Origin of the sequence: Micromonospora sp. NPDC023644, assembly GCF_040640115.1 — a bacterium.
Classification (GTDB): Bacteria; Actinomycetota; Actinomycetes; order Mycobacteriales; family Micromonosporaceae; genus Micromonospora.
The window spans coordinates 1-26,854 of record NZ_JBFABA010000065.1 but is presented as its reverse complement, the minus strand read 5'-3'; the positions used below and the strand labels follow the sequence as shown (position 1 = coordinate 26,854).

At 74.4% G+C, this 26,854-nt stretch carries 26 protein-coding genes and 1 tRNA gene; 12 read left to right on the top strand and 15 right to left on the bottom strand.

The window, feature by feature from the left end:
• Positions 1–155 precede the first annotated feature (155 nt).
• From AB0G08_RS27440 to AB0G08_RS27430, 3 genes are all read right to left on the bottom strand, one after another.
• The gene (locus AB0G08_RS27440; protein ID WP_358092977.1) at positions 156–1,316 is read right to left on the bottom strand and encodes a branched-chain amino acid ABC transporter substrate-binding protein; all 1,161 of its coding nucleotides are present in this window, start codon (positions 1,314–1,316) and stop codon (positions 156–158) included.
• A 259-nt stretch (positions 1,317–1,575) separates the two neighbouring features.
• Complete coding sequence (locus AB0G08_RS27435; RefSeq protein WP_358092974.1) at positions 1,576–2,742, bottom strand: hypothetical protein; 1,167 nt, start codon at positions 2,740–2,742, stop codon at positions 1,576–1,578.
• A 71-nt stretch (positions 2,743–2,813) separates the two neighbouring features.
• Positions 2,814–3,434 (bottom strand): response regulator, encoded by a 621-nt coding sequence (locus tag AB0G08_RS27430; protein ID WP_357868559.1) that lies wholly within the window; start codon positions 3,432–3,434, stop codon positions 2,814–2,816.
• Positions 3,435–3,530: 96 nt separating this feature from the next.
• Between AB0G08_RS27430 and AB0G08_RS27425 the strand changes: the two genes are divergently transcribed.
• Together AB0G08_RS27425 and AB0G08_RS27420 are read left to right on the top strand one after the other, a co-directional pair.
• Positions 3,531–3,614 (top strand) — tRNA-Leu (locus tag AB0G08_RS27425).
• A gap of 167 nt (positions 3,615–3,781) precedes the next feature.
• The gene (locus AB0G08_RS27420) at positions 3,782–4,090 is read left to right on the top strand and encodes a hypothetical protein (protein ID WP_358092971.1); all 309 of its coding nucleotides are present in this window, start codon (positions 3,782–3,784) and stop codon (positions 4,088–4,090) included.
• A 169-nt stretch (positions 4,091–4,259) separates the two neighbouring features.
• Here the strand turns inward: AB0G08_RS27420 and AB0G08_RS27415 are convergent, their stop codons facing one another.
• Complete coding sequence (locus tag AB0G08_RS27415) at positions 4,260–5,438, bottom strand: PLP-dependent aspartate aminotransferase family protein (protein WP_358092968.1); 1,179 nt, start codon at positions 5,436–5,438, stop codon at positions 4,260–4,262.
• A gap of 83 nt (positions 5,439–5,521) precedes the next feature.
• Between AB0G08_RS27415 and AB0G08_RS27410 the strand changes: the two genes are divergently transcribed.
• Both AB0G08_RS27410 and AB0G08_RS27405 read left to right on the top strand, forming a co-directional pair.
• Positions 5,522–6,001: an Lrp/AsnC family transcriptional regulator gene (locus tag AB0G08_RS27410; RefSeq protein ID WP_357868549.1), complete on the top strand. Its 480-nt coding sequence runs from the start codon at positions 5,522–5,524 to the stop codon at positions 5,999–6,001.
• Between the two features lie 70 nt (positions 6,002–6,071).
• Complete coding sequence (locus AB0G08_RS27405; RefSeq protein ID WP_358092965.1) at positions 6,072–7,094, top strand: LLM class flavin-dependent oxidoreductase; 1,023 nt, start codon at positions 6,072–6,074, stop codon at positions 7,092–7,094.
• Positions 7,095–7,315: 221 nt separating this feature from the next.
• On the opposite strand, the gene AB0G08_RS27400 is transcribed toward AB0G08_RS27405, so the two are convergent.
• The gene (locus AB0G08_RS27400) at positions 7,316–9,544 is read right to left on the bottom strand and encodes a cellulose binding domain-containing protein (RefSeq protein WP_358092962.1); all 2,229 of its coding nucleotides are present in this window, start codon (positions 9,542–9,544) and stop codon (positions 7,316–7,318) included.
• A 346-nt stretch (positions 9,545–9,890) separates the two neighbouring features.
• Between AB0G08_RS27400 and AB0G08_RS27395 the strand changes: the two genes are divergently transcribed.
• The gene (locus AB0G08_RS27395) at positions 9,891–11,324 is read left to right on the top strand and encodes a pyridoxal-dependent decarboxylase (protein ID WP_358092960.1); all 1,434 of its coding nucleotides are present in this window, start codon (positions 9,891–9,893) and stop codon (positions 11,322–11,324) included.
• Positions 11,325–11,432: 108 nt separating this feature from the next.
• Here the strand turns inward: AB0G08_RS27395 and AB0G08_RS27390 are convergent, their stop codons facing one another.
• The 5 genes from AB0G08_RS27390 to AB0G08_RS27370 form a co-directional block, all read right to left on the bottom strand.
• Positions 11,433–12,515: a TSUP family transporter gene (locus tag AB0G08_RS27390; protein WP_358092957.1), complete on the bottom strand. Its 1,083-nt coding sequence runs from the start codon at positions 12,513–12,515 to the stop codon at positions 11,433–11,435.
• A gap of 255 nt (positions 12,516–12,770) precedes the next feature.
• Complete coding sequence (locus AB0G08_RS27385; RefSeq protein WP_358092954.1) at positions 12,771–13,241, bottom strand: Rrf2 family transcriptional regulator; 471 nt, start codon at positions 13,239–13,241, stop codon at positions 12,771–12,773.
• Between the two features lie 162 nt (positions 13,242–13,403).
• Positions 13,404–14,288 carry an acyl-CoA thioesterase II gene (locus AB0G08_RS27380; protein WP_358092951.1) on the bottom strand — a complete coding sequence of 295 codons (885 nt, stop codon included), beginning with the start codon at positions 14,286–14,288 and terminating at the stop codon, positions 13,404–13,406.
• Positions 14,285–15,733: a pyruvate kinase gene (gene pyk / locus AB0G08_RS27375; RefSeq protein ID WP_358092948.1), complete on the bottom strand. Its 1,449-nt coding sequence runs from the start codon at positions 15,731–15,733 to the stop codon at positions 14,285–14,287. The genes AB0G08_RS27380 and pyk overlap by 4 nt, the downstream gene beginning before the upstream one ends.
• A 412-nt stretch (positions 15,734–16,145) precedes the next feature.
• Positions 16,146–16,511: a YciI family protein gene (locus tag AB0G08_RS27370; protein ID WP_358092945.1), complete on the bottom strand. Its 366-nt coding sequence runs from the start codon at positions 16,509–16,511 to the stop codon at positions 16,146–16,148.
• A 223-nt stretch (positions 16,512–16,734) separates the two neighbouring features.
• Here AB0G08_RS27370 and AB0G08_RS27365 point away from each other — a divergent pair, with 223 nt between their 5' ends.
• Together AB0G08_RS27365 and AB0G08_RS27360 are read left to right on the top strand one after the other, a co-directional pair.
• Complete coding sequence (locus AB0G08_RS27365; protein WP_358092942.1) at positions 16,735–17,367, top strand: hypothetical protein; 633 nt, start codon at positions 16,735–16,737, stop codon at positions 17,365–17,367.
• Positions 17,368–17,481: 114 nt separating this feature from the next.
• A complete protein-coding gene (locus AB0G08_RS27360; protein WP_358092939.1) occupies positions 17,482–18,354 on the top strand; it encodes an aldo/keto reductase in 873 nt (290 codons plus the stop codon).
• Between the two features lie 48 nt (positions 18,355–18,402).
• Here the strand turns inward: AB0G08_RS27360 and AB0G08_RS27355 are convergent, their stop codons facing one another.
• Positions 18,403–19,197, bottom strand: coding sequence for an alpha/beta fold hydrolase (locus AB0G08_RS27355; protein WP_358092936.1), 795 nt, complete (start codon positions 19,195–19,197; stop codon positions 18,403–18,405).
• A gap of 222 nt (positions 19,198–19,419) precedes the next feature.
• On the opposite strand from AB0G08_RS27355, the gene AB0G08_RS27350 reads away from it, so the two are divergent.
• From AB0G08_RS27350 to AB0G08_RS27340, 3 genes are read left to right on the top strand one after another with little or no spacing between them, the layout of a single operon-like run.
• A complete protein-coding gene (locus AB0G08_RS27350; protein ID WP_358092933.1) occupies positions 19,420–20,772 on the top strand; it encodes a pentapeptide repeat-containing protein in 1,353 nt (450 codons plus the stop codon).
• Positions 20,773–20,802: 30 nt separating this feature from the next.
• Positions 20,803–21,291, top strand: coding sequence for an isochorismatase family protein (locus tag AB0G08_RS27345; RefSeq protein ID WP_358092930.1), 489 nt, complete (start codon positions 20,803–20,805; stop codon positions 21,289–21,291).
• Positions 21,292–21,309: 18 nt separating this feature from the next.
• A complete protein-coding gene (locus tag AB0G08_RS27340; protein ID WP_358092927.1) occupies positions 21,310–21,738 on the top strand; it encodes a nitroreductase family deazaflavin-dependent oxidoreductase in 429 nt (142 codons plus the stop codon).
• A 42-nt stretch (positions 21,739–21,780) separates the two neighbouring features.
• Here AB0G08_RS27340 and AB0G08_RS27335 read toward each other — a convergent pair whose 3' ends face one another.
• Entirely contained in the window at positions 21,781–21,975 is a 195-nt protein-coding gene (locus AB0G08_RS27335) for a DUF397 domain-containing protein (RefSeq protein WP_358092924.1), read from the bottom strand.
• The gene (locus AB0G08_RS27330) at positions 21,963–22,763 is read right to left on the bottom strand and encodes a helix-turn-helix transcriptional regulator (RefSeq protein ID WP_358092921.1); all 801 of its coding nucleotides are present in this window, start codon (positions 22,761–22,763) and stop codon (positions 21,963–21,965) included. Before AB0G08_RS27330 ends, AB0G08_RS27335 begins: the two co-directional genes overlap by 13 nt.
• Before the next feature lie 184 nt (positions 22,764–22,947).
• Between AB0G08_RS27330 and AB0G08_RS27325 the strand changes: the two genes are divergently transcribed.
• Positions 22,948–23,307, top strand: a complete 360-nt coding sequence (locus AB0G08_RS27325) for a hypothetical protein (RefSeq protein WP_358092918.1) — start codon at positions 22,948–22,950, stop codon at positions 23,305–23,307.
• Positions 23,304–23,558, top strand: a complete 255-nt coding sequence (locus AB0G08_RS27320) for a flavin reductase (RefSeq protein WP_358092916.1) — start codon at positions 23,304–23,306, stop codon at positions 23,556–23,558. Before AB0G08_RS27325 ends, AB0G08_RS27320 begins: the two co-directional genes overlap by 4 nt.
• A 328-nt stretch (positions 23,559–23,886) precedes the next feature.
• On the opposite strand, the gene AB0G08_RS27315 is transcribed toward AB0G08_RS27320, so the two are convergent.
• Together AB0G08_RS27315 and AB0G08_RS27310 are read right to left on the bottom strand one after the other, a co-directional pair.
• Positions 23,887–24,879 (bottom strand): hypothetical protein, encoded by a 993-nt coding sequence (locus tag AB0G08_RS27315; protein ID WP_358092913.1) that lies wholly within the window; start codon positions 24,877–24,879, stop codon positions 23,887–23,889.
• A 4-nt stretch (positions 24,880–24,883) separates the two neighbouring features.
• Positions 24,884–26,854, bottom strand: a 1,971-nt coding sequence (locus AB0G08_RS27310; RefSeq protein ID WP_358092910.1) for an FtsK/SpoIIIE domain-containing protein, incomplete at its 5' end; no start/stop codon positions are given.

Genomic DNA, 26,854 nt, shown 5'->3' with positions numbered 1-26,854 from the left:
GGCCGTCGTGTTTGTCCCGTATTTGTAGAACTGGTTTTGTAAGTTCATTGATGGCTACTTCCACCTGGTTGTGTAGTTAATATTGGGGTGCGGCCGGGAGCGAGCTCCCGGCCGCACCCGCGATCACCGATCAATCGCTGTAGCAGCGACCGGCGTCAGGACTTCGGGATCTCCTGGTCCGGGACGACCTTGCCGCCGACGACCTTGAAGGCCCAGACCTTCACCTGCGCCGGGTCGAGCTCGCCGCCCTCGACGAACTTGTAGCTCGCCGCGACGCCCTCGCCGCTGTAGCCCTTCACGAACTCCAGCAGGCCCTCACGGGTGGTCTTGCCCGCCTTGATGCCGGCGAGCAGGATGTTCGCCGCGTCGTAGGCCGTGTCGCTGTAGGTGCCCGGGTCGGCGCCGTTGAGCGCCTTGTACTCCTGGACGAAGGTGCCGCGCGCCTCGGCGGCCGGCTGGCACGGGCAGGTGAGGATGGTGCCCTCGGCCGCCGCCGCACCCGCGGAGGTGATGTACGCGGCGTCGTTCACGCCGTCACCGGCGATCAGCGGAGCGGTGATCCCGGCAGCGGTGAGCTGCTTGCGGATCAGGCCGGCCTCCTGGTAGTAGCCGCCGTAGAAGATCGCCTTGACGTTGGCGGCCTTGACCTTGGTGACCACGGCGGAGAACTCGACCTGCTTGCCCTCGCCCTGGACCTTGTCCGAGCCGACGACCGCCGGGCCGAGCAGCTTCTTGACCTCGTCGGCCAGGCCGGCGCCGTACGCGGACTGGTCGTCGATGACGTAGACCTTGTCGGCCTTCAGCACGTTCTTGATGTAGTTGCCGGCCGCCGGGCCCTGGCTGAAGTCGTTGCCGACCGCGCGGAAGAAGGTCTTCCAGCCCTGCTCCGCCAGGCTGGGGCGGGTCGCGGAGGGGGTGATGGTCACCAGACCGGCCTCGTTGAAGAGCGGACCAGCGGCCTCCGACTCACCGGAGTAGGCCGGGCCGACGATGCCGAGGATCTTGGTGTCGTCGATGGCCTTCTGCGCCAGCTGCGGCGCCTGGTCCGGGCTGCCCTGCGAGTCCAGGGGAACCAGCTCGACCTTGCAGTCGGCGTTCTCCTTGTTGTACTTGTCGACGGCCAGCTTGACGCCGTTGTTCTCGTTGATGCCGAGCGCCGCCGAGCTGCCGGTCAGCGCGCCGAAGAACGCGATCTTGTTGCCACAGGCGTCGCCACCGGACGCCGTGTCGTCGCTACCGCTGGAGCATGCGGTGCCGCCGGCGACGAGCGCCAGCATGGCGACCCCACCGATAACGCGCGCGAGCTTCTGCCTCAAGGCCCGAACCCTCCTCCGTCCCATGGTCCGAACCACCCGCTGCCGATTGGCCCTTGCGGGGGCGGACGAACCAGACCGTCGTCGCCGGTCTGGGGCCGGACGCTATCCCACCTTTCAGCTGTGACGAAAGCCCCAGGGGAGGGGGTTGACCGAACCGTTACACGGCGTGGCGGATTCGAAACGATCGCTGTAAGAACCGTCGGTCGCGAAAGCCCCTCACCTTCGTTTCTTCGGTAACGGGTCGAACCGTGTCGACCCCCTACCGATCGATGGTCGGCAACCCGACTGACCAGGCACGGGACGCCGCCCCGTCGTCGGCCACCAACAACAGTCGATCATTCTGCGAGGCCACCGCCACGGCGGTGTTCCCACCATCCGGCACCGCGGCCGGCATGGCCACCGCCCGCCACGAGTCCCCGGCATCGACGGAGAGCCACAGTCCGCGACCCCCGCCGTCCCCCGTCACCGCGACCAGTTCCCGCCCGGCCGGCACCAGGGCGCCGACCGAGGACACCCCCGGACCGGCCGCGCCGAAGCCGCCGGCCCGACGCCACTCGCCGCCGGTCAGCCGCCAGGCGGCGAACCCGTCGCGCACCGGACCGACCGTCACCACCGCGCCGTCGACCGACGTCACCCGCTGGGCCTGGCCGCGGCCGTCCGGCACCGGCAGCGCCACCCGCCGCCAGGCCCGGCCGTCGGCCGAACTCCAGGCCAGGGGCGCCTGCGCCGTCGCGCCGGGCGGCAGCACCGCCCCCACCACCCACCACCCCGACGACACGGCCACCGCGTCGTACGCGACCGTCCGGCCACGCCCGTCACCGGCGAGCTCCGGCGCGCCCTCCCGGATCGTGAACCGCTCGCCGTCCGGCGACGTCCAGACCGCCGCCCCGTCGATCCGCGCCCCCGCGATCAGCCAGCCGGCCGGGCCCGCCGCCAGCCGCGCCACGCTCACCGCACGCGGGCCGGCGTACAGCTCGAAGGGCGCCGACGCCTCGCGCAGCTCCCCGCCCGGCGACTGCGACCAGGTGCCCGTGCGCGGGTTGCCGTGCGCGCCGCCGTTCTTCGCGCCGAGCGCCGCCAGCCGACCGTCGCGGCACGCGGCCGCGTAGAGCACGTGCTGGCGGCCGTAGTGGCTCGATGGCGTCAGCGGCAGCGCCGTCCACGACACGCCGTCGGCGCTGCCCCAGGCCGCCGGCCGGGTCTCCCCCGCCGCGTCGGCCACGCCGCCGACCACGTACCACCGGCCGGCGCAGGCCACGGCGTCGCGCAGCAGCGGCCGGCCGGGGACGCCCGACGGCGCCGGCAGGGTCAGCGGCTGCCACTGCGGGCGCAGGGTCTCGTCGGTGGGCTCCGCCGGGGCCCGGTCGCAGCCCGCCAGCAGCACCACGAGGACACCGAGCACCGCCACCAGCCGCCGGGTCCACATGGATCAGATGCTATCGATCAACTGCTCCCGCGAGGAGCCCCCGGAGCCCTCTCCGGCGTGTCGCGGCCCCGTCAGGAGGCGGGCTGGGCGACCTCGCCGCCGGCGGTCTCGGCGAGGATCCGCTCGGCGACCTCCTTCATGGTCATCCGGTGGTCCATCGCCGTGCGCTGGATCCACTTGAAGGCCTGCGGCTCGGTCATCCCGTAGGTCGTCATCAGCGCGCCCTTGGCGCGCTCGACCGTCTTGCGGATCTCCAGCCGGTCGGTCAGCCCCGCGACCTCCGCCTCCAGGGCGGCGACCTCCGAGTAGCGCGACAGCGCGATCTCCACCGCCGGCACCAGGTCGCTCTTCTGGAAGGGCTTCACGAGGTACGCCATCGCGCCGGCCGCCCGGGCCCGCTCCACCAGGTCACGCTGGCTGAACGCGGTCAGGATGATCACCGGGGCGATCCGGGCGCCCGCGATCCGCTCGGCGGCGGCCAGCCCGTCCATGATCGGCATCTTGATGTCGAGGATGACCAGGTCCGGCTTGAGCTCCTCGGCGAGCCGGACGGCGGTCTCCCCGTCACCGGCCTCCCCGACGACCTCGTACCCCTCCTCGACGAGCATCTCGGCGAGGTCCAGCCGGATGAGCGCCTCGTCCTCGGCGATCAGAACGCGCCTGCGCTCGACGTCCGTCTGCGTCTCGGCCACGGGCCACTCCCACCATCGTTCCCGGCACGGCTACCACCCATGCTCCCGCATGAGCCTAGTCGGGTACAGTGGGCCGGACCCCGCGCAGGGGGTTAAGCCGGGATGGAGGAATCGGCAGACTCGGATGCCTCAAAAGCATCTGCCCGAGAGGGCGTGCGGGTTCAAGTCCCGCTCCCGGCACTTCTGTCACACATCTGTTCGATGATTTCCGCGTGCACCCACCTGAGATGCGTGCCCGCGCCCGAGCACTTCGCGCCCGTGGCAACAACATTCGGTCAGTCGCCCGAGCCATTTCCCAGCCCCACAGCACCGTCTGGCACTGGTGCGTCGACCGGCCCGAGCCGGTCGTGGTCGGCACCGCCGCCCGCTGTTTCCGCTGTTCCCCCCAGGTCGGCAATCCGACCGATCCCGCGGCCTACCCCTACCTGCTCGGTCGCTACCTAGGGGACGGTCATCTGGTCACCGAGCGACCGATCGTCCTCACCGACTGGCAGCGGGAGATCGTCACCGCGCACCCCGGCGACTTCGTTCGCGGCCTGTTCCACTCCGACGGCTGCCGGACGAGCAACCGGGTGACGATGCGCGGCAGGGAGTACGTCTACCCGCGCTACATGTTCGTCAACGAGTCCGCCGACATCATGGGGCTCTGCCAGTAGGCGTTGGACCTGCTCGGCGTCGCCTGGCGGATGAACCGCCGCAACTGCCTCTCCGTGGCCCGCCGGGAGGCCGTCGTCGCCCTCGACCGCCACGTCGGCCCGAAGTCCTGACCCGACGGCCGAGGGCCAGTCGACCACCGGCCGGAGGTTCCGACCGGAGGGCCGAGGATCAGCCGAGTTCGGCGAGGGCCTGGGCCAGGTCCGCGCGCAGGTCCTCCGCGTCCTCCAGACCCACCGAGATGCGCAGCAGGCCCCCGCAGGGCTTGGCCTCCCCCTCGACGGGCCGGTGGGTCAGCGAGGCCGGGTGCTGGATGAGGGTGTCCACGCCGCCCAGCGACACCGCGTGGGTGATCAGCCGGCAGGCGTTCGCGACGGCCGCCGCGGCGGGCGCGCCGCCGCGCACCTCGAAGGCGAGGAGGCTGCCGGGGCCGCTCATCTGCCGTCCGACGAGCCCGGCGGGGTCGTGCAGCGACGGGTGGTGCGCCCGCGCGACGGCGGGGTGGCTGGCGAGCCAGGCGGCGAGCTTCTCGGCGCCGGCCTGCTGGGCGCGGACCCGCACCGGCAGGGTCTGCAGGCCGCGGTGCAGCAGGTACGCGCCGAGGGGGTGCAGGACCGCGCCGGTGAGCGCGCGGACCTGGCGCAGCCGGGCGGCCCAGTCACCGTCGCAGGCGACCACGCCGGCGAGGACGTCGCCGTGTCCGCCGATGCTCTTGGTGGCGCTGTGCAGCACGAGCGCGGCGCCGTGCCGGGTGGGTTGCTGGAGCACGGGGGTGGCGACGGTGTTGTCGACGAGCAGGGGCACGTCGCCGGCGGCCCGGGCGAGGGCGGCGATGTCGACCAGGTCGAGGGTGGGGTTGGCCGGGGTCTCGACGATCACCAGGGCGGTGTCGGGGCGGACGGCCGCGGCGACCTCGCCCGCGCGGGCCCAGGTGACGGTGGTGCCGAGCAGGCCGGTGGCGAGCACGTGGTCGGTGCCCCCGTAGAGGGGGCGGACGGCGACGAGGTGCCGCTTCCCGTCCCGGGTGGCGGCGAGCAGGGTGGCGGTGAGGGCGGCCATGCCGCTGGCGAAGGCGACGGCGTCGGTGGTGCCTTCGAGGTCGGCGAGGGCCGTCTCGAAGCGGGCCACGGTGGGGTTCCACAGGCGCTGGTAGACGGCGCTGCCGCCGGCGGGCAGGGTGCCTCCGGTGGCGAGGGCCTCGTACGCGTCGCCGCCGGCGTCGACCGACGGCAGCGGGTTGGTGGTGGAGAAGTCGATGGGCGGCACGTGGACGCCGAGGGCGGCGAGGTCGTCGCGGCCGGCGTGCACGGCTCTGGTGTCCACGGTCGTCATGCCGGAAGGATCGAACATAGCGCCAACCCGGGGCAATAGTTCCGAACATGATTCGGTAATTGTCCTTGGAGGGGCGGGAGGATTCGATGGATGATGTCTCCATGCCCCTTGCGACGAATGATGTGCGGCGGTTCGCCGACCTGGACGACACCGACCGGGCGATCCTGTCGGAGCTGGCCGCCGACGGCCGGCTGCCGAACAACGCCCTCGCCGAGCGGGTCGGGGTGGCCCCCTCCACGTGCCTGACCCGCACCCGTGCCCTGCGGGAGTGCGGGGCGATCCGCGGATTCCACGCGGAGGTGGATCCGGCGGCGGTCGGGCTGCCGTTGCAGGCGCTGGTGTCGGTGCGGCTGACCGCGCACGAGCGGGCGGCGGTGGACGCGTTCCGGGCCCGGTCGGTGCGGCTGCCGGGGGTGGTGGCGGTGTTCCACGTGGCGGGCGCGGAGGACTACGTGCTGCACGTGCGGGCGGCCTCGGCGGACGCGCTGCGGGACTTCGTGCTGGACCACCTGGCCGTGGACCCGGCGGTGCTGCACACCCAGACGAGCCTGATCTTCGAGCAGGCGCGCGGCATGGGCTGAGCGCCTGCGGTAGGCGCGGCGGGCGCCGTGAGCCCGGCTGCTCCGGGGAACAAACCCGAGGTCGGCGGGGTTGGCCAACCGTGTGATCAACGTACCGCTGTCTGTTCTCGATCTTGCCCCCGTCGCGGCCGGCGCCACCGCCGGCGCGGCGCTGCGGCACACCACCGAGCTGGCCCGGCGCACGGAGGAACTCGGGTACCGCCGGTTCTGGGTGGCCGAGCACCACAACATGCCGGCGATCGCGAGTTCCGCCCCGGCGGTGCTGCTGGCGCACCTGGCGGCGCACACGTCGACGATCCGGCTCGGCTCGGGCGGGGTGATGCTGCCCAACCACGCGCCGCTGGTGGTGGCCGAGCAGTTCGGCACGCTGGAGGCGCTGCACCCGGGCCGCATCGACCTGGGCATCGGCCGCGCCCCGGGCACCGACCAGGTGACCGCGCTGGCGCTGCGCCGGACGATGGAGGGGCTGTCGGCGGAGGGCTTCCCCAGGGAGCTGGCAGACCTGATGAACTACTTCAGCGGCGAACGGCCGGGGCAGATCACGGCCACCCCCGGCCTCGGCGAGCAGCCGGCCGTCTGGCTGCTCGGCTCCAGCGGGTTCAGCGCCCAGCTGGCCGGGCTGCTGGGCCTGCCGTTCTCCTTCGCGCACCACTTCAGCGCGCAGAACACGGTGCCCGCGCTGGCGCTGTACCGGCAGAACTTCCGGCCGTCGAAGTGGCTGGCCGAGCCGTACGCGATGGTGGCCGTCAACGCGGTCTGCGCGGACACCGACGAGCGGGCGGAGTGGCTGGCGGGGCCGGCGGCGCTGTCGTTCCTGCGGTTGCGCTCGGGTCGGCCGGAGCCCCTGTCGACGCCGGACGAGGCGGCGGCGTACCCCTACACGGAGGCCGAGCGCGAGTTCGTCCGGCAGCGCCGGGACGGGCAGGCGACGGGCTCCCCGGAGACCGTACGGCGGCAGCTCGGCGAGCTGCTGGCGCGCACGGGCGCGGACGAGCTGATGCTGACCACGCTGGTCTACGACGTGGCCGACCGGGTGCGCTCGTACGAGCTGATCGCCGAACAGGTGGCCGGTGGCCTGCGCCGCGAGGGCTGAAACACGATCTTCACGTCGGCGTCACCGGGGCGACGCGTGGCCCGCCTAGGTTTGTCCCCGGTGGTGGTACGGCATTCCCGGTCGGGACGGGTCGGGGATGCCGCGGTGTGGGGCACCGGGCCGGAGCTGTGCGGATTCCGCGGCTGCGGCCCGGTGCCTGTCCCACCCCCTCGTGACCGGCCGACGGGGCGTCACGAGGCCCCCACCGGCCGGGTGCCGGCTCAGCGCAGGTGGATGTCGGGCGTGGGCGGGGCGGCCATCTGGTCGCCGAGGAAGAAGCCCGGGTGCGGGGGCTGGTTGTAGGCGGTGTTCTGCCAGGCGACCGCGACCCGGTACTGCGGGTCGTGCATGAGGGTGTGGATCCGGCTGCCGGTGGGCGTGGGCGTGCTGTAGATCCGCAGGGCGCGGCTGTCGCTGGTGCGCCAGACGACCTCCTCCCGCCAGTCGCCGAACAGGTCGGCGGAGAGCGCCGGGTTGGACTTGGTGCCGTTGTTCGCCGCCACGCCGCTGGCGGTCAGCAGGCGGGTGTCGCCGCCGGTGCCGTACTTGTCGATCCGGGTGGCGTCGAGCAGCTCGCGGACCGGGTCGCCGTCCCACCAGACGAGGAAGTTCGCCGAGGACGGCCTGCGCCCGACGACGGCTCCGGTGGCGCTGAACAGGTCGCCCATGTGGGTGCCGGCGCCCCAGAACTCGGCGCCGGGGCTGCCGGCGTGGACGTCGGCGGCGACGCCCCGGCCGGGGCCCTCGACTCCCCCGTTGTTCGGCCGCTGCCAGACGACCCGACCGGTGCGGGCGTCGTGCAGGTCGGCCGCCGGCTGGTTGCCGGACTCGTGGATCGTGAAGACCTCCAGGCCGGCGCGGCCGGGGACGAGGTCGCCGACGTGCAGGGCGTCGCCGTGGCCGAACCCGGTGGCGTACATCAGGCGGCCGTCGTCGTCGATGGTGGCCGACCCGTACACGATCTCCTGACGCCCGTCCGCGTCGACGTCGGCGACGGAGAGGTTGTGGTTGCCCTGGCCGAAGGCGGCGCCGTTGCCCGAGGCGTTGGAGTCGAAGGTCCACCGCTTGTGCAGGGCGCCGTCGCGGAAGTCCCAGGCCGCCACGACCGCCCGGGTGTAGTAGCCGCGGGCCATCACCAGGGAGGGGCGCTGCCCGTCGAGGTAGGCGGTGGCGGCGAGGAAGCGGTCGACCCGGTTGCCGTAGCTGTCGCCCCAGGAGGAGACCGTGCCGCGCGGCGGGTCGTAGGCGACGGTGGAGAGGACCGCGCCGGTGCGGCCGTCGAACATGGTCAGGTACTCGGGGCCGGCGAGGACGTACCCGCTGGAGTTGCGGTGGTCGGCGGTGGCGGAGCCGATCACCTGGCCGGTGCCGGAGCGGGTGCCGTCGGCGGTCTTCATGGCCACCTCGGCGCGGCCGTCGCCGTCGTAGTCGTACACCTGGAACTGGGTGTAGTGGGCCCCGGCGCGGATGTTGCGGCCCAGGTCGACGCGCCACAGCCGGGTGCCGGTGAGGGTGTACGCGTCGACGTACACGTTGCCGGTGTAGCCGGACTGGGAGTTGTCCTTGGCGTTGGACGGCTCCCACTTGACCACGAACTCGTAGTCGCCGTCGCCGTCGAGGTCGCCGACGGAGGCGTCGTTGGCGGAGTACGTGTAGCTCTCGCCGCTCGGCGTGCTCGCGCCCGGCGGCACCTGCAACGGCACGTCGAGGTGGCCGGCGGGGAGCTGGAGCGCGGCTGCGGAGGCGGCCTGTTCCGTGCCGCCGACCACGGCGCGCACGGTGTAGGTCGCGTCCGCCGCCGCGCCGCTGTCGAGGTAGTTGGTGGCCCCGGTGATCGGGCTGCCGTTGACCCTGGTCGCGCCGCGGTAGAGGTTGAAGGCCACCCCGGTGGTCTCGGTGCCGAGCAGCCGCCAGGAGACCAGGTTGCCGGTGCCGGAGCGGACGCTGACCAGCCCTCGGTCGAGGTCCTCCATCTGCACCGCGCCGGCCGGCGGCGGCGTCGTGGGCGGCGGCGTGGTCGGCGGCGGCGTGGTCGGGTCGCCGGTGCAGGCCGTCCCGTTGAGGGCGAAGCCGGTCGGCGACGGGTTGCTCCCCTCCCACGAGCCGTTGAAGCCGAAGGTGGTGCTGGCGCCGGTGGCGATCACCGCGTTGTGGTCGACGTTGCGGGCGGTCACCTGGGCGCCGGACTGGTCGACGAGGGCGTTCCACGCCTGGGTGACCCGCTGGCCGGCGGGGTACGACCAGGTGAGGGTCCAGCCGTTCACCGGATCGCCCAGGTTGGTGACGGTGACGTCGGCGCCGAAGCCGCCGGGCCACTGGTTGGTGATCCGGTGGTCGACGCGGCAGCCGGCGGCGGCAGCCGCGGCGGTGAGGGTCGGGAGCGTACCGGCGACGAGTGCGGCCGCGGCGGCCGCTGCGAGCAGCGCGACGCGGCGGTGGGTGACGGGCATGGGTGTCCTCCGGAGAGGTCGGGCGCGCGGGAACCGTCGCCGTCGGCCTGCCCGGGCCGGCGGGAGGACACGCCGCGCTGGCGGCGGTGGGCCGACGCCGCCGATCCGGCGTCGGTGTCGACGCCGCCGCTCCGTGTCGGCACCCCGGCGCCGTCGCTGCGGCGTGGGTGTCCCGGCTAGGCGGCGTCGAGGGGTGGCTCCGCGCACCTGCGATGCTAGGGCAAGCGCTTTCTGCGGACAATGCGCTGTTCCCTCCCGGGTCCCGACCCTCCCCGCCGGCCTCCCCCGCGCCGGGCATGCCCCGGCTTCCCTTGCCCCCGGCCAGGATTCTTGATCGACTCAGGGCGTGGCTGAGCACATGACCCCGGACGAGTTCCGCCGCGCCGGGCATGCCGTGGTGGACTGGATCGCCGACTACTGGGCGACGCTGGAGCAGCGCCCGGTGACCTCGCAGGACCCGCCCGGGACGGTGGCCGCCCGGCTGCCGGCCGGCCCGCCGGAGCACGGCGAGCCGGTGGAGGCCGTCCTCGCCGACCTGGACACCCTGATCACGCCGGGGCTGACCCACTGGCAGCACCCGGGGTTCTTCGGTTACTTCCCGGCCAACACGTCCGGGCCCAGCGTGCTGGGCGACCTGGTCAGCGCCGGGCTGGGCGTGCAGGGCATGCTCTGGGCGACCGGGCCGGCGTGCACCGAACTGGAGACGGTGCTGCTGAACTGGCTCGCCGACCTGCTGGACCTGCCGAAGCGGTTCCGCTCCGGCTCCGGCGGCGGCGGGGTGATCCAGGACTCGGCGTCCTCGGCGACGCTGGTGGCGACCCTGGTCGCGCTGCACCGGGCCGGCGGCGGCCGGTGGCGCGAGGTCGGCGTCGACCGCCGCTACCGCGCCTACGCCTCGACCCAGGGCCACTCGTCCATCGAGAAGGCCGCGCGGATCGCCGGGCTGGGCGCCGACGGCGTACGGCCGGTCGAGGTCGACCCGCAGACGCAGGCGATGTCCCCGGCGGCGCTGCGCGCGGCGATCGAGGCGGACGTGGCCGCCGGCGTCGTCCCGGCGATCGTGGTGGCCACCGTCGGCACCACCTCCACGACCGCGATCGACCCGCTGCCGGAGATCGGCGCGATCTGCGCCGAGTACGGGGTCTTCCTGCACGTCGACGCCGCGTACGCGGGAGCGGCGGCGGTCTGCCCCGAGCTGCGGTTCGGGCACGTCGGCCTGGAGTACGCCGACTCGTACTGCTTCGACCCGCACAAGTGGCTGCTCACCGGCTTCGACTGCGACGCGTTCTGGGTGGCCGACACGGCCGAGCTGATCGAGGCGCTGAGCGTGCTGCCGGAGTACCTGCGCAACGCCGCCAGCGAGTCCGGCGCGGTGATCGACTACCGGGACTGGCAGGTGCCGCTGGGCCGCCGGTTCCGGGCGTTGAAGCTCTGGTTCGTGCTGCGCTGGTACGGCGCCGAGGGGCTGCGGGCGCACATCCGCTCCGGCGTGACGCTCGCCGCCCGGTTCGCCGCCCGGGTCCGCGCCGACGAGCGGTTCGCGCTGGTGGGGGCGCACCCGTACTCGCTGGTGTGCTTCCGGCTGGCGGCGGACGACGAGGTCAACGCGGAGCTGCTGGCCCGGGTGAACGCCACCTCCCGGGTGCACCTGACGCACACCCGGGTGAACGGCCGGTACACGCTGCGCCTGGCCGTCGGCTCCCCGCAGACCACCGAGGCCCACGTCGACGAGGCGTGGACCCTCCTCGCCGACGCCGCGACCGCCCTCCTCCCCCACTGAGACCCCGCCCCACCGGGCCACCCACGCCGACGCGGCCGGCGCGCGCCGCCCCGCGTCGCTTCGCGTCGGGAGATCTTGGTCGGAAACGGCCCCTGCGGGGGCACTTTCCTACCAAGATCTCCGCGATGGGCCGGCGGTGGTTGCCGGCTCGGGGGCGAGCAGGTGGTCCGGCGTCCGCAGTGGCGCCACCGTCGGCGCGGCCGGCGAGGTCGGGACGCGGTCGGTGGCCGCGGCGGGCGCCGAGGTAGGGACGGCCGCTGGGGTCGGGGTGCCGGCCGCGAGGGCGCCGGTCGGGGTGCCGGCCGCGAGGGCGGTCGCGGCGACGGCCCGGTCGCGGCGGGTGCGCAGCAGCGCCCGGACGGCCAGGGCGAGGGCGACGGCCCAGGCGACGGCCAGCAGCGCGTAGACGGCCGGTCGGGCCGGGCCGCCGAGGTCGGCCGAGCGCATCAGCGTACGGGCGTTGGTCAGCACGATCACGCCACCGATCGCCGCGCCGAGCAGCTGGGCGGGGACGATGCGCACCAGCCAGGCCGCGATCGGCGCGGCGATCAGGCCGCCGATGAGCAGCGCGGCCACCATGGGCAGCAGGAAGCCCTCGGAGCCGAGCCCGATCAGGAAGCCGAGGCTCGCGGCGCCGGCCACCACGAACTCGGACGTGTCCACCGAGCCGATCACCTTGCGCGGCTCCATCCGCCCGCTGACCAGCAGGGCCGGCGTGGCGACCGGGCCCCACCCGCCGCCGCCGGTGGCGTCGACGAAGCCGGCGACCAGGCCGAGCGGGCCGAGGAAGCGGCCACGCAGCCGGCCGCCGCGCCGGTCGGTGCGCAGCGGCCGGGAGAAGCGCACCAGCAGGTACGCCCCGAGGGCACACAGGATGCCGGCCATCCACGGGGCGGCCGAGGCGGTGGAGATCGAACTGAGGAAGGTCGCGCCGGCGAACGCGCCCACGGCCCCGGGGAAGGCGATCCGGGCGACGACGCGCCAGTCGACGTTGCCGAACCGCCAGTGCGCCACCCCGGCGGCCAGCGTGGTGCCGATCTCGGCCAGGTGCACGGAGGCCGACGCGGCGGCCGGCGCCACTCCCACGAGCAGCAGCAGCGTGGAGGAGGTCAGCCCGTACGCCATGCCGAGCGCGCCGTCGACGAGTTGCGCGGCGAGCCCGACCAGCGCGAGGACCAGCAGCTTGCGCACGAGCGCCCCCTGACTTTTCGGCATCTCCTATCGACTTGGTCGACAATGCGGCACGGGGCGTGCCGCGGTCAAGCCTTCAACCGGTCAGTGAGACGACACCCCGGGGCGACGCCAGCCGGCGGGGCTACCAGGGCGGGACCGGCGGGGGACGGCGCGAGCCGACGCGGACCAACGCGACGGAGGTGGGCCTGCGCCCGCGCCGGCTGCGCGCCAGGGCACGGCGACGGACCGGAGCGGGTGCGCAGCCGGGCGGGGTCAGGTCCAGGCGCGGGGGTCTGCGGCCAGCTCGACGACCCGGTCCGGCAGGGTGCCGCCGGCCACGTCGGCGACGGTGACCAGTTCCAGGATCTCGCGCTCGCTGGCCCGCAGGGCGATCCAGACCTCCTGGAGGGCCCGGGCCGCCCCGTGGTAGCCGAGTTCCTCGGGGCGCTGCCCGCGCACGTGCGCGAGCGGGCCGTCGATCACCCGGATCACCTCGGCCAGCGAGATCTCCCCGGCCGGGCGGGCCAGCCAGTAGCCGCCCTCCGGGCCGCGCTGGGCCTGCACGATGCCGCCCCGGCGCAGTTGCAGCAGGATGCTCTCCAGGAACTTCGGCGGGATCTCCTGGGCGCGGGCGAGCTGGTCGGCGGTCACGGGCCGGCTTCGTCCGGGCCCTGCGTCGCCGGTCACCGAGGCGAGCTCGGCGACCGCGCGGAGAGCGTAGTCGACCCGGGCGGAGAGGCGCATGCGGCAAGGTTAGTCGCCTGGCCGCCCCGCCCGGACGATCACCCCTCGGCCGATCGGCCGACGGCGATGTGCCGCCACCACCTGCGCCTCCCGGTCGACCGGGCCGCGCCCGGGACGGCTCAGTCGCCGACGCGGCGCAGCAGCCGACCGGGCCGCGCCAGCTCAGTCGCCGACGCGGCGCAGCAGCCCCTCCTGCACGACGCTGGCGATGTGGTGCCCGTCGATGGTGAACATGCGGCCGGTGGCGAGCCCGCGCGCGCCGGAGGCGGACGGGCTCCAGCAGTCGTAGAGGAACCAGTCGTCGGCGCGGAACGGCCGGTGGAACCAGAGCGCGTGGTCGAGGCTGGCCCCGACCACGCCGCCCGGGCCCCACACCTCGCCGTGCACCGAGAGCACCGAGTCCAGCAGCGTCAGGTCGGAGGCGTAGGTCAGCGCGCAGGCGTGCAGCAGCGGGTCGTCGGGCAGCTTGCCGTCGATGCGCATCCAGACCCGCTGGTGCGGGTCGGCGGGGCGGTCGCCGGGGCGTACCCAGCCGGGCTCGCCGACGTAGCGGACGTCGATCGGGCGCGGGATCTGCGCCCAGATGCCGAGCCGCTCGGGATAGCGGGCGAGCCGGTCGGTCATCGTCGGGACCTCGTCGGGGCCCGGCACGTCCGGCGGGGTGGGGGCCTGGTGGTCCAGGCCCTCCTCCGTGCGCTGGAACGACGCCGACATGAAGAAGATCGGCTTGTCGTGCTGGAGCGCCACCGAGCGGCGCACCGAGAACGAGCGGCCGTCGCGGACGTTCTCCACCTCGTACACGATCGGCTCGGCCGGGTCGCCCGGGCGGACGAAGTAGCCGTGCAGGGAGTGCACGAAGCGGGCCGGGTCGACGGTGCGTCCGGCGGCGACCAGGGCCTGGCCGGCGACCTGGCCGCCGTACACCCGCTGGGGACCGACCGGGGGGCTCATCCCCCGGAAGGTCATCCCGCCGGTGTGCTCCAGGTCGAGCACCTCCAGGAGCTGGTCGACCGCGGCCTGCCCGACCGCGACGTCCGCGTCGCTCACTGCAAGGCCCGCGCCGACGCCGCGTCGACCAGCGACCCGAGCTGGTGTACGCGCAGCGTGTTGGTCGAGCCGGGGGTGCCGGGCGGGCTGCCGGCGACGATCACCACGTAGTCGCCGGGGTTGGCCCGGTCGAGCCCGAGCAGCGCCTGGTCGACCTGGCGGAACATGTCGTCGGTGTGCTCGACGAACGGCATCAGGAACGTCTCCACGCCCCAGGAGAGGGCGAGCTGGTTGCGCACCTCGGGCACCGGGGTGAAGGCGAGCAGCGGCAGGTCGCAGTGCAGCCGGGACAGCCGCCGCACGGTGTCGCCGGTCTGCGAGAAGGCGACCAGGGCCTTCGCGCCGATGGCCCGGGCGATCGAGGAGGCGGCGACGGTGAGCGCGCCACCGTGCGTACGGGGGTCGTGCTGCAGGCGCGGCACCCCGATCGAGCCGGACTCGGTGGTGGTGACGATCTTCGCCATGGTGCTGACGGTGAGCACCGGGTACTTGCCGACGCTGGTCTCACCGGAGAGCATCACCGCGTCCGCGCCGTCGAGCACGGCGTTGGCCACGTCGGAGGCCTCGGCGCGGGTCGGCCGGGAATTCTCGATCATGGAGTCGAGCATCTGGGTGGCCACGATGACCGGCTTGGCGTTCTCCCGGCAGAGCTGCACGGCCCGCTTCTGCACCAGGGGGACCTGGTCCAGCGGAAGCTCCACGCCGAGGTCGCCGCGGGCGACCATGACGCCGTCGAAGGCCAGCACGATCTGCTCCAGGCAGTCGACCGCCTCGGGCTTCTCCACCTTGGCCAGCACCGGCCGGTGCACGCCCTCCTCGGCCATGATGTTGTGCACCAGCTTGATGTCGTCCGCCGAGCGGACGAAGGAGAGCGCGATCAGGTCGACGCCCAGGCCGAGCGCGAAACGCAGGTCCTCGGCGTCCTTCTCGGACATCGCCGGCACGCTGACCGCCACGTTCGGCAGCGAGACGCCCTTGTTGTTGGAGACCGGGCCGCCCTCGGTGACCAGGCAGCGGATGTCGTTGCCGGTGACGTCGGTGACCTCGACGGCGACCCGGCCGTCGTCGATCAGCAGCCGGTCGCCGGGCTTGACCTCCTGCGGAAGCTTGCGGTAGGTGCAGGAGACCCGCTCCTTGGTGCCGAGGACGTCGTCCCCGGTGATGACGACCGAGTCGCCGGTGCGCCACTCGTGCGGGCCGTCGGCGAACCGGCCGAGCCGGATCTTCGGGCCCTGCAGGTCGGCGAGCACGGCCACCGGCCGGCCGGCCGCGTCCGCGGCCTCGCGGACCAGCCGGTACACCGCCTCGTGATCGGAGTGGCTGCCGTGGCTGAAGTTGAGCCTCGCCACGTTCATGCCGGCCTCCACGAGGCCCCGGATGCGCTCCGGCGACGAGGTGGCGGGACCAAGAGTGCAGACGATCTTCGCGCGGCGTGTCACGCCCATCAGGCTAGTCTCTCCTCCGGGTCGGGCTCTGGGCCGACCCCTTGCGGACTGCGGAACATTGTCCAACGACGCGCGGCACGCGCGCAGCCGGCGGGCGGAACCCACGCCGGAACGTTGAGGCGGCGGGCATCGGCGACCGCGCGCCGGAATCGTACGCCCCCGGCGCGAACGGACAGCCGGGTGCTCCCCGCCGGCCGACCCGGCGCACGGATCGACATCGCCGGACGCGCAGGTCGACGTCGGCCGACACGCGGGTCGACGTCGCCCGGTGCCCGGTTCGACCTCGCCCGGCGCGCAGGTCGGCCTCGCCGGCACCCGGTCGACGGCGTCCTCGGCACCGCCCCGAGGACGCCGCGTGGGTCGGGTCGGCGCGGCGCCGGGTGGCCGGTGGCGGGTGGCGACCGCCGACGGCTCAGCTCTGCGTCTTGACCAGCGGGAAGTCCAGCGAGCCCTCCGGGCAGAGGAAGGTCATCACGTCCACCCGGTAGAGCCCGGCCTGCACGGCCGGGTCGGCCTCCATCACGCTGCGCACGTCGTCCACCGAGCCGGTGCGTGCCAGGCCGAAGCCGATCGGCGGGTCGGGTTCGCGGGCCGGGCCGTCCACCGAGCCGGCGACCAGGATGATCCCCCGCCGTTGCAGGGCCTGCATGTGCGCGAGGTGCTCGGCCTGCAACCGCTGCACCGTCTCCGCCGGCAGCGCCCGCCCGGCCGCGCCGGGATACAGCACGATGCACTCGTACGTGTCGAGCGCGAAGTCGACCTGCGGCACTCCCGTCATGGCGCTCCCTCCCGCGTCGCGCCGCCCGCGACGACCCGTGGTCGACGCCGAGCCGGCACGGGCCCAGCGTCGCACGGGCGGCCCGTCGGCACGGGCGCTCCGGTCAACTTCGTCGGCGGCCCGGCCCGGTTGCGGCCCCGTCGCGCCGTTTTCCCCGGCGGGGCTGCGGAGGCACCGGTCGCGGCGGCCGGGCGCTGTCCCACCCCCGCCCTACGCTGCCGGCGTGGGCACGAGCTACCAGACGATCCTGGCCGTGGGCGGCCTGGCGGAGATCCGCAGGGTGCTGACCGACGTCGGCACCGAGGCGTACGTGACGGAGGTCGGCGAGCGCCGGTGGGCGGTCGTCCCGCGCGAGGAGGAGGAGAGCGGCTACGCCGAGGTCGACGACCTGGCGCAGTTGATCACCCTGCTCACGCGCGAGCCGGCGGTCGCCTTCGACGTCTTCGACTCCAGCGTCATGCGGGCGACGGTGCACGTCGGCGGCCGGGAGACGCACCGCTACCTCTCCGACCGGGGCTGGGTGACGGAACACTGGGACGACGACGGCGACGAGGTCCTCGCCGGCTTCGACGGCACGCTCCACCCGCTGGACGCCCCGCCGCCGCCCGGCCCGAGCGGGGACGATCCGGCGGTGTTCGCCCCGCTGGGGGTCGGCGCGGTCGACATCGTCGTGCTCGGCGCGGCGCTGCGCGGGGAGGTGCCGCTCGACGACGCGCCCCGGCTGTTCGCCGAGTGCCAGCACCGGGCGATCCTCGCCGCGCTGCGGCTGGACCCGTGCCCGCTGACCCGGCCCTTCCGCGACACCCACCTCGACCACGTGCCGGCCCCGGCGCACGTGCGGCCCGGGGGCGGGTGATCCCGGTCTCGAACCGCCCGGTCGTGGTGCGGGCGGCGATCGGCGGGAAAAGTCCCCTGCGGTGGTGGTGGGATTGGCCGCTGGAGACGGACGAACAGGATGGAGGATCCACGCATGGCGAACGACGCCGGCAAGCAGCCCGCCAAGGCCTCCGGGACGTACCGGATCGGGGGCGACCTCCAGGTCGACCGGCTCGGCTACGGGGCGATGCAGCTCACCGGCCCCGGCGTGTGGGGCGACCCGAAGGATCCGGCCGAGGCCGTACGGGTGCTGCGCCGGGCCTACGAGCTGGGCGTGACGTTCATCGACACGGCCGACTCCTACGGCCCCTTCGTCAGCGAGCTGCTGATCCGCGAGGCCCTGCACCCGTACGCCGACGACCTGGTCGTCGCGACCAAGGCCGGCCTGACGCGCTCCGGTCCGGGCGACTGGCGGCCGGTGGGGCGCCCGGAATACCTGCGCCAGCAGTGCGAGCTGAGCCTGCGGCACCTCGACCTGGAGGCCATCGGGCTCTACCAGCTGCACCGGATCGACCCGCAGGTGCCGCTCGCCGACCAGCTCGGCGAGCTGGCGCTGCTCAAGCAGGAGGGCAAGATCCGCCACATCGGCCTGTCCGAGGTGACCGTCGAGCAGATCGAGGCGGCCCGGAGCATCACCCCGATCGTCTCGGTGCAGAACCTCTACAACCTGGCGGACCGCGGCGCGGAGGCCGTGCTGGAGCACTGCGAGCGCAACGACCTCGCCTTCATCCCCTGGTTCCCGATCGCCACCGGCAACCTGGCCCGGCCGGGCGGCCCGCTGGACGCGATCAGCACCGGGCACGGCGCGACGCCCGCCCAGCTCGCCCTCGCCTGGCTGCTGCGCCGGTCGCCGGTGATGCTGCCGATCCCGGGCACCTCGTCGGTGGCGCACCTGGAGGAGAACGTGGCCGCCGCCGAGGTGCGGCTGACCGACGACGAGTACGCGGCCCTCACCAGGGCCACCTGACGTGACTCGGGGGCGGACGACGCCCGGCCGCCCGCCCCGCGCGCGGCGCTACAGGGCGAGGCAGTGCGGGCGGATCGCCTCCCCGCGCAGCGCCTGCCGCACGATCGAGTACGCCGTGCCGTCCAGCACGAGGCCGAGGTGGCCGACCGCGCGCAGCGGGCACGCGGCCTGGATCAGCACGTTGGTCGCGCCGTCGGCCAGCGTGGCGTTGTCGACCGGGCGGACCAGCTCGTCCTGCCAGGTGCGCACGGTGGTCCAGCGGACCGCGCCGGGGGTGTCGTCGCCGGCGTTGAGGTCGGCGAGGAAGGCCGAGCCGATGGACATCTGCTGGCAGGCGACGACTCCGGCGCAGCTGCCGAGCCCGACGACGCGCAGGATGTTGGCCACGTAGGTGCCCTGCTGGGGGCTGCCGAGGCTGACGTAGCGCCCGACGGCGTCCGCGCCGCCGAGGAACTTGACGTACCAGCGGGAGACCAGGCCGCCCTCGGAGTGGGCGACGAGGTCCACCCGGGACGCCCCGGTGGCCGAGCGGACCTGGTCCACGAATCCGGAGAAGGCGCGGGCGGAGTCGCGGATGTCGCCGAACCCGAGCCCCGGCAACTGGTAGACGAAGACCCGGTGACCGTCGGCGCGCAGCCGCGCGGCGATCGGCTCGTACGCGATGGAGACGCCGATCAGGCCGCCGACGACGATGACGGGATTGCCGGCGGCGGCCGTGGTGGTGGTCGTGGCGGCGGCGGTCGTGGTGGTGGCGGGACGGTCGGGGGCGGCCGTCGCGGCGGTCGCCGGCACGAGCAGCGCGGCGACGACGGTGGCGGTGAGGACTATCTTTCGGAGCAGCATGGCTGCACCTCCGGCGGGAGGTACCCGGTGGCCCGGGGACGGCGGGTGGGGATCCGATCGATCGTGGGACGATGATGCTGGCCGTCATTCGCGATCGTCAATAACAAGTTACGGGCCGGTAACCTCTTGTCGCGCCAGGGGCACGAACCGGCAAACCCGGCGCAGTCGTCCACGAGGGACGGTGCCCCACGTCGGGCCGGGCGCGGTGGCATGCTGTGACCCGTGCGCCCGACACCGCCCCGCGAAGAGCCGCTGCGGGTGATGCCGTGGTGGCTGGTGCTCGTCGGGCTGCTGGTCGCCGCGCTGCTCGGCTGGCTGGTGCTCGACTGGCTGCTCGGCGAGGCTGACCGCGCCGCCCAGCCGGACACCCGCGCGACGCTGCGCATCGACGCCATCCGGACCGGGCTGACCGTGGTCGCCGGCACCGGCGGCGGGCTCGCGCTGCTGCTCGCCGCCCGGCGACAGTGGATCGGCGAACGCGCCCAGCGGCACCAGGAGGCCGTCGCCGCGCAGGACCAGGCGCACCGGGAACGGGTGCAGGCGCACGCGGAGGCGGTGGCCGAGGCCGGGCAGCGCCACCAGGAGCGGCAGGCCGAGGCGGCCGAGCACGACGCCGCCGAGCGCCGGCTGACCGAGCTGTACACCAGCGCCGTCGAGCTGCTCGGCAACGACAACGCGGCCGTACGCCTGGGCGGCCTGCACGCCCTGGAGCGGCTCGGGCAGGACAATCCCGCGCAGCGGGAGACGATCGTGGCGGTGCTCTGCGCGTACCTGCGGATGCCGGCGCCGCAGGACGACGCGCGCGAGGCGGAGGTGCGCCGCACCGCGCAGCGGGTGCTGACCCGGCACCTGCGCGCCGACGACGACGCCTTCTGGCCCGGGGTCAGGCTGGACCTGACCGGCGCCCGGCTCGACGGGTTCGACGCCGTCGGCTGCACGCTGGAGGACGCGGACCTCACCGGCGCGGTCTGCGCCGGCACCACCAGCCTGGCCGGCGCGACCGTGCGCGGGCGGCTGTCCCTCGGCGCGACCTTCGCGGACCTGGTCTGCGACGGCCTGCGCGGGGACGCCGAGATCGTCCTCGACCACGCCCGGGTCGCCGGCGGGGTCAGCTTCGAGGGGGCCGACCTCGCGGGCAGGCTGTCCTGCCGGCGGGCCACCATCGCCCGGGCCTCCTTCCGGGGCGCCACGTTCCACCGGACGGCGAGCTTCGACGCGGCCCGCTTCACCGACAGCGCGACCTTCCGCGAGGCGGTCTTCCTGAGCGGCGTCTCGATGGACCACGCCGCGTTCGCCGGCTACGCCGGGTTCCGGCAGGCCCGCTTCGCGGACCTGGCCCTGTTCCGGTGGACCGAGTTCGGCGACGAGACCTGGTTCGAGCGGGCCCGCTTCGAGGGGGCGACGAACTTCGGGCGGGCCCGTTTCCTCGGCCCGGTCACCTTCGACGGGGCGACGTTCGCCCGCCGCCCTCTGGTCGACCAGGCGCGGGCGACGGCCGCCGGCCCGCACGTCTGGCCCGAGGGCACGCAGGTCGCCCCGCTCGACGACGACTGGCTGCTGCTCACCGACCCCTGACCTCCGCCGCCGCCACCTATGATCACCCGCGTGACGACGGCCCTCGTACTCATCGACCTGATGCCCCGGATCATCGCGCTGGAGCTGGCCCCGCACCGCGGCGACGAGGTCCTCGACCGGTGCCGCCGGCTCGCCGCCGTGTTCCGGGCGCAGGGCCGCCCGGTGGTCCAGGTCCGCGTCGAGCGGCCCGGGGTGGCCGAGCAGCCGCCGGGCAGCGGCTTCGCCGAGGGGCTGGTCGAGCCGGGCGACGTCGTGGTCGTCAAGCGCACCGTCGGCGCGTTCCACGGCACCGACCTGGACGAGCAGCTGCGCCTGCGCGGGGTGGACACCCTGGTGCTGGCCGGCCTGGTGACCACGATGGGCGTCGAGTCGACGGCCCGCGCGGCCAGCGACCACGGCTACGAGCTGGAGTTCGTGGCCGACGCGATGTCCGGCCTCGCCGCCGACGAGCACGAGTTCGCCGTCGGGCGGACCTTTCCCCGCTTCGGCGCCGTCCGGCGCACCGACGACTACCGCTGAGGCCGCTACGCTGGCCGGATGGCGGAGACCATTGAGGACAGCCCGGTCGACTGGGTGGCCAGCCACGTGGAGCGCTACGTGGCGACCGACGGCGCCGACGGCGGGAAGTACCACGGCTACGACGCCCTGCTGATCACCACCCGGGGACGCCGGTCGGGCACGCTCCGGCGTACCGCGCTCATCTACGGCCGCGACGGCGACCGGTACCTGCTGGTGGCGTCCAACGGCGGGGCGGCGCGGCACCCTGCCTGGTACCTCAACCTGTGCGCCGAACCGGAGGTGCGGGTGCAGGTCGGGGCCGAGAAGTTCCGGGGCACGGCGCGTACCGCCACCGCCGAGGAACGGCCGCGGCTGTGGCAGGTGATGACCGACGTCTTCCCGACCTACGCCCGCTACCAGAAGGAGACCGACCGGGAGATCCCGGTCGTCATCGTCGAGCGCGCCTGATCACCACCCGCCGGGCGGGCAGCCGAGCGGCGAGCCGGGTCGTCAGGCGCGGTCGCTGATTTGGGCGACGAAGGCCCGCCAGGCGGTCGGGGTGAAGACCAGCGCGGGACCGGCCGGGTCCTTCGAATCCCGTACGCCGACGACACCGGGCAGGTTGTCGGCCACCTCGACGCAGGCCCCACCGTTCGTCGACGAGCGGGACGACGTGCGCCACCGCGCACCGGTCAGGATGTCCATGCCTTCGCCGCTTCCCTGAGTACGTCGAGTGATTGCCCCAACGGGAGGGCTTCGCCGCGGACCGCGTCCCACGACACGCCCAGGCTAGCAACCAGATCGGGCTGCCCCGCGATCTGTGCGGCTAGCTGGTTGTCCACGTAACCGGCGCGCGAGCCGTCGGGCAGGTCCGCCAGGATGAATGCTCCGGCCAGTCCCGAGTAGATGCCAGCGGACAGCGGCACGACCTGCAACTGGATATGCGGCTGCTCGGCGCAGGTCAGCAGGTGTTCGAGCTGCTCGGCCATAACGTCGGGACCACCGCACGCCCGCCGGACCACCATCTCGTCGAGCACCACGAAGAGCAGCGGACTCGGCTCGCGGGCGAGCACCGCCTGCCGCTCCATCCGCGCGGCGACCCGCTGGTCCAGCTCGGCAACCGGCGTCCGCGCCGCCCGGAAGGTGGCTCGGGCGTACGCCTCGGTCTGGAGAAGTCCCGGCACGAACGCGTGCTCGTACCAGCGCAGGGCGGTCGCCTCCCGCTCGATCTGTATCAATTCGCGCAGCCAGATCGGCGCAGCGTCGCCCTTGACCAGCTCGTTCCAGAGCGTCGCGAAGTATCCGCCGGTGTCCAGCGCCCTGTCGACGGCGGCCAGGTAGGGCGCGGTCGGCGGCTTCGTCCCGGTCTCGATCGCGCTCACCTGGGAGTCCGAGCAGAAGACCAGCTCACCGAGCTGCGCCTGGGTCAACCCGGCGGCCGACCGGCGTCGTCTCAGCTCACGAAGCAGGTACTCCGAGGGAGAGATTCCCACGGCTTCCACACCCTTCCACGACTTCCCGCAGCATTCCCCACCGGCCCGAACCCGCGCGCCACGTTCCGCGATCGAGCCGTCACCGTTCCGAGCCTAGGGGGCGTTCGTCCAGGGTGGAAGGAGGACGGCACGCCCGGTCAACGGCGGTCCCGTTTTGATCCACTCTCCACGGAAGGAGGCGTCCGTGCCCGTGCCGAGGCCCGCGAACGCCGTACCGGCGTCGCGCTGGGCGACACGCCCCGCCGCCGCGACGGCCGGCACCCGCGAGGACGGGACACCCCGGGTCAGCCCCGGCGTGTACCTGCTGGCGCGCGAGGCGTCGCCGCAGTTCGCCACGCCGATCACGGTACGGGTGATCCGCGAGCGAACCGACCTGGTCACCTATCACGGCTGGACGTGGATCGAGGCGTACCAACTCGACGCGCGCGGCCAGGCGACCGACCGCCGCGAGTTGTACGTGCGACCCGACGGGATGCGTCCCACGCAGGCGCCCTCGCCTGCGCGCCGCACTCCGGCCCGGCGAAACGCGAGGACCAGCCGGTGAGTGCGCCCCTCCACCTCCACGTACCGTCCCGCCCGACGTGGCGCTGCCGGGCCTGCGGGATCGCCTGGCCCTGTTCCCCGGCGAAGCTGCGTCTCCTCGCGAAGTACCGGGGCGACATGCCCGGGCTCATGGTTCACCTCGTGACGCTGCGGGAGGAAGCCGCCGAGCAGCTCGCCCAGCAGAATCCCGGCGCGCAGTCGACGGACCTGCACAGGCGCTTCACGGACTGGGTGCCGGTCCGCTCCCACTGACAGCCGCCGGCCACCCCCACACAGCCGCCGGGCAACCCCACGAACACGTCAGTGGCACGGAGACCTCGCGCACGAAACCGGCTGGCGACGGCCACCGGTTGTCCGGCGCGAGGGCGTGCCAGCGGTCGGTGGAACACCATGGTTGTCTCCCGGCCCCGGTGACACCCATGGTGTTCCACTGGTGACATCCCCGCGAGCGTCGCGGGCCCGTACTGGCAGGTGGTCTCGTGGGCGGGGCAGCTCGACAGGCCCGGCTGGCCCATCACCAGAAGACACCGGCGCCGATCGCGGGATCTCCGACGCGTCGGTGGGCCGGTGTGGAGCCTGCTCAGCGCAGGACGCGGAACAGCAGCAGGAAGGCCACGTAGGCGACCGGCACGGCCGCGAAGCAGATCAGGAAGCCGAGGTGCACGTACCGGGGCGGGGTGCCGGCGACGATGGCCGGTCGTCCCCAGCGGCCGAGCACCAGGTAGCCCGCGAAGAAGGAGAGCGCCGGCAGGCCCGCGCAGATCCACGCGCCCAGGGTGAAGCCGTCGACCAGGCCGACGCCGGAGGCGAGCACCATGATCACCATGAGGATCGCGCCCACGGCCGCGCAGCCCGCGTAGACGGCGACCGCCCGGGCCACCGGCGACCAGTCCGGCAGCAGCGCCGGCCGTTGGGCGAGCAACTCGGTCTGCTGCCCGTGCCGGTCGGACTCGTCGGCGTAGCGTCGGGCCAGCTCCAACTCGACGGTCGGGTCGACCTCCGCCGGGCGCGGGGCCGGCACCCCGGCCGCCGCCGGGCCCGCCGCCGTCGGCAGCGCCAGCCTCGTCTCCCCCACCCCGACCTGGGGGTACGCCCCGACGCCCGGCCGCCCCGGCGCGCCGGCTGCGCCGGCGAACTCCCCCTCCCCGGATCCGGCGCCGGCGAGCGGGGCGCCCCCGGGACCACCGTCACCGGCGGAGGCAGCGGGGGCGGCGGCCCCCGTGACCGACCCGGCGGACGCTCCGGCGCCGAAGCCGGCGGGCGCCTGCGGCGCGGTCCCGCGTGGCGCGGGTGCCTGACCCGCGGGTGCGGCGGACGGCGCGGGTGCCTGACCCGGAGGCGCCGTGGACGGCACGGGTGCGGGGCCGGTGGGCACGCCGGACGCCGGGATGCCGATGGCCTGGCCGAGCTGGTCGAGGCGTTGTCCCTGGGCGGTGAGCCGGTACTGGAGGTGGTCCGCGGCGGCGTGCAGGTTGCGTCGCCGGTCGGCGTCGGCGGCGGCACCGCGCTCACCGGCGCGCCGCCGCTCGGCGAGTTGCCGGGCCAGCGCCGCGTACTCCTCGAAGGTGGACACCGCCTCAGTCCTCCCCGTCCGGGCCGTGCCCCTCGCGGGCGAACGGCACGATGAGCCGGGTGCGCTGGTCGTGCCGGTCGACCAGGAGCGCCCGGTCGGGTCGGGGCGCGTACGCGAGGTCGTGCACGCCGAGGTGCAGCCCCAGCTCGGCGCCGGGCACGTTCAGCGCGACCAGGCAGGCGACGTCGTCGCGGTTGTGGGCACCGCCGAGGTCGTCGGCGAGCCGGCGCAGCCCGCGCCACCAGCCGAGCAGGTGCACGCCCTGCCCGGGCCCCTGCCGCAGCACGGTCCACAGGTCGTCGTGGCCCGAGCGGAACGTGTCCGGGTCGGTGGCGGCGAGCGCGCCGCTGGCGGCGTCGGCACCGAAGACGACGACGTACGTGCGGCCGGCCACCGGGGCGGCGCCGCCCGTCGCGAGGCCGTCCGCCTCGGCGGGGGCGGCCAGCGCGGCGCCGAGCGTGCCCAGGTGCCGGCGCAGGTCGGCCGCGTCGAGGCGCTCGACCGGGTGGCCGGCGGCGGCCAGGGTCGCGGCGGTGTCGTCGGCGGCGGGCTCGGCGGCGGTGACCAGCGGGGCGAGCAGGAAGCGGGCGTCGCCCGGGGCGTGCTGCCGGGCGAGGCTCAGGGTGGCCGCGCGCAGCACCTCCGCGCCGGTGACCGAGGTCCCGACGACGGCCAGGTGCCGGCCGGGGGTCGCGTCCATCATGAACAGCGCGGAGGTGCCCTCGACGTCGACCGTCCGCCCGACCAGGGCCAGCGGGCGGCGCCCACCCGGGCGCAGCCCGGCGAAGGTCGGGTCGTCCTCGACGCGGGCGGCCTCGTAGCCCTTGAAGACCGACGGGGGACGCGCGCCCGCCGGTCGCGCCTGCCACAGCTCGTGGCGCAGCCCGGCCAGCTCCCCGGCGGCGGCGTGCGCGTCGGGGAAACGGACGACGGCGTCGGCGCCGACCGCGCCGGCCGCGGTGTTGAGCACGGCCGAGCCGATCGGGAGGGTCTGGGCCGCCTCGTTCAGCGGGTCGAGCACCCCGCCGCCGCCGGGCAGGGCCACCCGCAGCGCGAACTGACCGAAGATCGCCTCGGCCCGGCCGTAGAGCGCCTCGACGCCGGTCATGCTCTGGCTGGCCAGGACCAGGTGCACGCCGTACGAGCGACCCTTGCGGGCCAGCTCCTCCAGCAGGTCGACCGACTCGCGGGCCAGCGCGTCGTTGCCGGCGAGGAGCACGTGGAACTCGTCGATCACCGCCACGATGCGGGGCACCGGGGTGTCGCGGGGCAGGTCGGCGAGCTTGGTGACGCCGTGCCGCTTGAGGGTGGTGGCCCGCCGCGACAGTTCGCGGCGCAGCTCGCGCAGCACGGCGACGCCGTACTCCCGGTCGGACTCGATGCCGACCGCCCGCGCGTGCGGCAGCCAGGACGGGTCGCGGACGGTGGGGACGAACTCGGTGAAGCTCACCCCCTCCTTGAAGTCGAGCAGGTAGAGCTGGAGCTCGGCCGGCGAGTAGCGGGCGGCCAGCCCGTAGAGGACGTCGAGCAGGAAGACGGTCTTGCCGGCGCCGGTGCGCCCGCCGACGAGCCAGTGCGGGGTGGCGTCGTCGAAGGCGACGGTGACCCGGTCGCGGCCGGCCCGGCCGATGACGGTGCGCAGCCCGTTGCCCGCCGACTCGACCCACCGCCGCTCGGGCAGCAGCTCGGCGAAGCCCACCGCGTCGCTGCGCCGGGCGGCGGCGCCGAGGTGCGCGGCGAGGGCAGCCACCGACGCGGCCGGCGGGTCGCCGTCGAGCAGCACGGGGGCGGCCAGGCCGGTGCCGTCGTGGCTGAACGGGGCCCCGGGCGGGTCGCCGACGTGGGCGTACCGCTCGGTCAGCCGGATCGTGGTGGTGGCGCCGAGCTGCGGTGCCGGCTCGGCCGACGCGGCCGGGGGCCGGCCGGCGACCAGCACGCAGACCGCGGCGGCCGGCCCGGCGTGGGTCAGCGCGGC